The sequence below is a fragment of the Acidovorax sp. Q11 genome, assembly GCF_054950075.1.
On sequence record NZ_JBUDZG010000060.1, the window covers coordinates 1 to 5,502 of the forward strand.

Annotated in this window: 2 tRNA genes and 3 rRNA genes; all 5 read right to left on the reverse strand. The window is 51.1% G+C overall.

Annotation, left to right across the window (positions count from 1 at the left end):
• Positions 1–9 precede the first annotated feature (9 nt).
• Positions 10–122, reverse strand: a 5S ribosomal RNA gene (gene rrf / locus ACYZGB_RS22545).
• Positions 123–279: 157 nt separating this feature from the next.
• A 23S ribosomal RNA gene (locus tag ACYZGB_RS22550) occupies positions 280–3,158 on the reverse strand.
• Between the two features lie 375 nt (positions 3,159–3,533).
• Positions 3,534–3,609 (reverse strand) — tRNA-Ala (locus ACYZGB_RS22555).
• Between the two features lie 50 nt (positions 3,610–3,659).
• Positions 3,660–3,736: transfer RNA gene (locus ACYZGB_RS22560), tRNA-Ile, on the reverse strand.
• Between the two features lie 52 nt (positions 3,737–3,788).
• Positions 3,789–5,317, reverse strand: a 16S ribosomal RNA gene (locus ACYZGB_RS22565).
• Together the 16S, 23S and 5S rRNA genes with 2 tRNA genes alongside form the textbook arrangement of a ribosomal RNA operon.
• Between the last annotated feature and the right edge of the window lie 185 nt (positions 5,318–5,502).

The window sequence follows — 5,502 nt, forward strand, 5'->3', positions numbered from 1 at the left end:
GCTGTAAGAGCCTGACGATGACCTACTTTCACACGGGAACCCGCACTATCATCGGCGCAAAGTCGTTTCACTGTCCTGTTCGGGATGGGAAGGAGTGGTACCAACTTGCTATGGTCATCAGGCATAACTTGGTGCTGGGCAGTTCGTTGAACTGCCTGGCGAATTCATAGAGTTTGGAATCAGATTTTATGTGTTTTGACTGCGTCTAACTTGGCATAACAATCTTCGAAGCGTCCGGGTGCTGCGTGTGCAGTCACGGGGATTGGCTATCAAAGTTATAGGGTCAAGCCGCACGAGCAATTAGTATCAGTTAGCTTAACGCATTACTGCGCTTCCACACCTGACCTATCAACGTCCTGGTCTTGAACGACTCTTTAGGGGGCTCAAGGCCCCGGCAGATCTCATCTTGAAACGAGTTTCCCGCTTAGATGCTTTCAGCGGTTATCTCTTCCACACTTAGCTACTCGGCAATGCCACTGGCGTGACAACCGATACACCAGAGGTGTGTCCACTCCGGTCCTCTCGTACTAGGAGCAGGCTTCCTCAAATCTGCAGCGCCCACGGAAGATAGGGACCAAACTGTCTCACGACGTTTTAAACCCAGCTCACGTACCTCTTTAAATGGCGAACAGCCATACCCTTGGGACCGGCTACAGCCCCAGGATGAGATGAGCCGACATCGAGGTGCCAAACACCGCCGTCGATATGAACTCTTGGGCGGTATCAGCCTGTTATCCCCAGAGTACCTTTTATCCGTTGAGCGATGGCCCTTCCATACAGAACCACCGGATCACTATGTCCTGCTTTCGCATCTGCTCGACTTGTCAGTCTCGCAGTTAAGCACGCTTATGCCATTGCACTATCGTCACGATGTCCGACCGTAACTAGCGTACCTTCGAACTCCTCCGTTACGCTTTGGGAGGAGACCGCCCCAGTCAAACTGCCTACCATGCACTGTCCCCGATCCAGATAATGGACCTAGGTTAGAACCTCAAACACACCAGGGTGGTATTTCAACGTTGGCTCCATGACATCTAGCGACATCACTTCAAAGCCTCCCACCTATCCTACACAGATCTGTTCAAAGTCCAATACAAAGCTACAGTAAAGGTTCATGGGGTCTTTCCGTCTTTCCGCGGGGAGATTGCATCATCACAAACATTTCAACTTCGCTGAGTCTCAGGAGGAGACAGTGTGGCCATCGTTACGCCATTCGTGCAGGTCGGAACTTACCCGACAAGGAATTTCGCTACCTTAGGACCGTTATAGTTACGGCCGCCGTTTACTGGGACTTCAATCAAGAGCTTGCACCCCATCATTTAATCTTCCAGCACCGGGCAGGCGTCACACCCTATACGTCCACTTTCGTGTTTGCAGAGTGCTGTGTTTTTATTAAACAGTCGCAGCCACCGATTTTTTGCAACCCCGTTGGGCTCCCTCTGTACGAGTTCACCTACTTGGGGCATACCTTCTCCCGAAGTTACGGTATCAATTTGCCGAGTTCCTTCTCCTGAGTTCTCTCAAGCGCCTTAGAATACTCATCTCGCGCACCAGTGTCGGTTTGCGGTACGGTCGTCAATAGCTGAAGCTTAGTGGCTTTTCCTGGAAGCAGGGTATCACTCACTTCGTCTGCAAGCAGACTCGTTATCACCCCTCATCTAAGCCCGGCGGATTTGCCTACCAGGCACGACTACAGGCTTGAACCAACATATCCAACAGTTGGCTGAGCTAACCTTCTCCGTCCCCACATCGCACTATTGATCGGTACAGGAATATTGACCTGTTTCCCATCAGCTACGCATCTCTGCCTCGCCTTAGGGGCCGACTCACTCTACGCCGATGAACGTTGCGTAGAAAACCTTGCGCTTACGGCGAGGGGGCTTTTCACCCCCTTTAACGCTACTCATGTCAGCATTCGCACTTCTGATACCTCCAGCATCCGTTACCAGACACCTTCACAGGCCTACAGAACGCTCTCCTACCACTTGCAATAAATTGCAAATCCGCAGCTTCGGTAACTGGCTTAGCCCCGTTACATCTTCCGCGCAGGACGACTCGATCAGTGAGCTATTACGCTTTCTTTAAATGATGGCTGCTTCTAAGCCAACATCCTGACTGTTTTAGCCTTCCCACTTCGTTTCCCACTTAGCCAATTTTAGGGACCTTAGCTGGCGGTCTGGGTTGTTTCCCTCTTGAGTCCGGACGTTAGCACCCGGTGCTCTGTCTCCCAAGCTGTACTCGTCGGTATTCGGAGTTTGCATAGGTTTGGTAAGTCGCCATGACCCCCTAGCCTAAACAGTGCTCTACCCCCGACGGTAATACTTGAGGCACTACCTAAATAGTTTTCGGAGAGAACCAGCTATTTCCAAGTTTGTTTAGCCTTTCACCCCTATCCACAGCTCATCCCCTAGTTTTGCAACACTAGTGGGTTCGGACCTCCAGTACCTGTTACGGCACCTTCATCCTGGCCATGGATAGATCACTTGGTTTCGGGTCTACACCCAGCGACTGATTCGCCCTATTCGGACTCGATTTCTCTACGGCTTCCCTATTCGGTTAACCTTGCCACTGAATGTAAGTCGCTGACCCATTATACAAAAGGTACGCAGTCACCCTTGCGGGCTCCTACTTTTTGTAAGCATGCGGTTTCAGGATCTATTTCACTCCCCTCCCGGGGTTCTTTTCGCCTTTCCCTCACGGTACTGGTTCACTATCGGTCGATTACGAGTATTTAGCCTTGGAGGATGGTCCCCCCATATTCAGACAGGATTTCTCGTGTCCCGCCCTACTTTTCTCTAACTCAGTACCACACGTCTGTTTTCGCATACAGGGCTATCACCTGCTATGGCCGGACTTTCCATTCCGTTTTGCTAACAGTCGTGCTATCACTAGAAGGCTCTTCCGATTTCGCTCGCCACTACTTTCGGAATCTCGGTTGATGTCTTTTCCTCGAGCTACTGAGATGTTTCAGTTCACCCGGTTCGCCTCGCATGACTATGTATTCATCATGCGATACCTCTTGCGAGGTGGGTTTCCCCATTCAGAAATCTCCGGATCAAAGCTTATTTGCCAGCTCCCCGAAGCTTATCGCAGGCTATCACGTCTTTCGTCGCCTGTAATCGCCAAGGCATCCACCACATGCTCTTAGTCACTTGACCCTATAACTTTGACATCTCTTTCAAGATATCGCCATCATCTCAAGGACTTGCCAGGTCTTTCACCTGGCGCGTTATGCCGTAATGTGAATAATTCCTCGATATCACTATCAAGAAACATTCGTCATTACTAATTCAATTTACTTCACCACGCTTTCGCGTAGCTTTAGCTCGTTGAATATTCGTTTTGACGCAATCAAAAAATTTGTCACCAGGGGCACGGTCTGCACTAAACCTTTACGAATGTGCAGTTTCCCCTGGCAACTCTGATTCGACTCTATGAATTTTTAAAGAACAGCCGATTGATCAATCGATATTGATCAACAACAAAGCAGCCTTTTGCAAAGCAGCTTTGGTGTTGAAGTCCCGAAGGGTTGTTGGTGGAGGATGACGGGATCGAACCGACGACCCCCTGCTTGCAAAGCAGGTGCTCTCCCAGCTGAGCTAATCCCCCATCTCGATCCATTGCCTGCAACTCTCATCGCAGCCATCGCCATCGGAATTTGGTGGGTCTAGTTGGGCTCGAACCAACGACCCCTGCGTTATCAACACAGTGCTCTAACCAGCTGAGCTACAGACCCTGTTCCAACAACCGATAAGTGTGGGCGTTCAATATTGAATGCAGTTTTCCAGAAAGGAGGTGATCCAGCCGCACCTTCCGATACGGCTACCTTGTTACGACTTCACCCCAGTCACGAACCCTGCCGTGGTAATCGCCCTCCTTGCGGTTAGGCTAACTACTTCTGGCAGAACCCGCTCCCATGGTGTGACGGGCGGTGTGTACAAGACCCGGGAACGTATTCACCGCGACATTCTGATCCGCGATTACTAGCGATTCCGACTTCACGCAGTCGAGTTGCAGACTGCGATCCGGACTACGACTGGCTTTATGGGATTGGCTCCCCCTCGCGGGTTGGCAACCCTCTGTACCAGCCATTGTATGACGTGTGTAGCCCCACCTATAAGGGCCATGAGGACTTGACGTCATCCCCACCTTCCTCCGGTTTGTCACCGGCAGTCCCATTAGAGTGCCCTTTCGTAGCAACTAATGGCAAGGGTTGCGCTCGTTGCGGGACTTAACCCAACATCTCACGACACGAGCTGACGACAGCCATGCAGCACCTGTGTTATGGCTCTCTTTCGAGCACTCCTCTATCTCTAAAGGATTCCATACATGTCAAAGGTGGGTAAGGTTTTTCGCGTTGCATCGAATTAAACCACATCATCCACCGCTTGTGCGGGTCCCCGTCAATTCCTTTGAGTTTCAACCTTGCGGCCGTACTCCCCAGGCGGTCAACTTCACGCGTTAGCTTCGTTACTGAGTCAGTGAAGACCCAACAACCAGTTGACATCGTTTAGGGCGTGGACTACCAGGGTATCTAATCCTGTTTGCTCCCCACGCTTTCGTGCATGAGCGTCAGTACAGGCCCAGGGGATTGCCTTCGCCATCGGTGTTCCTCCGCATATCTACGCATTTCACTGCTACACGCGGAATTCCATCCCCCTCTGCCGTACTCTAGCTATACAGTCACAAATGCAGTTCCCAGGTTGAGCCCGGGGATTTCACATCTGTCTTATATAACCGCCTGCGCACGCTTTACGCCCAGTAATTCCGATTAACGCTCGCACCCTACGTATTACCGCGGCTGCTGGCACGTAGTTAGCCGGTGCTTATTCTTACGGTACCGTCATGGACCCCCTTTATTAGAAGGAGTCTTTTCGTTCCGTACAAAAGCAGTTTACAACCCGAAGGCCTTCATCCTGCACGCGGCATGGCTGGATCAGGCTTGCGCCCATTGTCCAAAATTCCCCACTGCTGCCTCCCGTAGGAGTCTGGGCCGTGTCTCAGTCCCAGTGTGGCTGGTCGTCCTCTCAGACCAGCTACAGATCGTCGGCTTGGTAAGCTTTTATCCCACCAACTACCTAATCTGCCATCGGCCGCTCCGTGAGCGCAAGGCCTTGCGGTCCCCTGCTTTCATCCTGAGATCGTATGCGGTATTAGCAAAGCTTTCGCCTCGTTATCCCCCACTCTCGGGCACGTTCCGATGTATTACTCACCCGTTCGCCACTCGTCAGCATCCGAAGACCTGTTACCGTTCGACTTGCATGTGTAAGGCATGCCGCCAGCGTTCAATCTGAGCCAGGATCAAACTCTACAGTTCGATCTTGATTTTTTCGCTCTTTCGAGCAACTCATAATTAAGAATTGAAGTGAACTTCACTTCTCTCTCATGAGCGTTTGTAGTGCTAAGCACTAGTTCCAAAGAACTTGGCACTCGCCATCAAACGCCCACGCTTATCGGCTGTATATTTTTAATGAACCGGATCACTCACAAAAACCGAAGTCT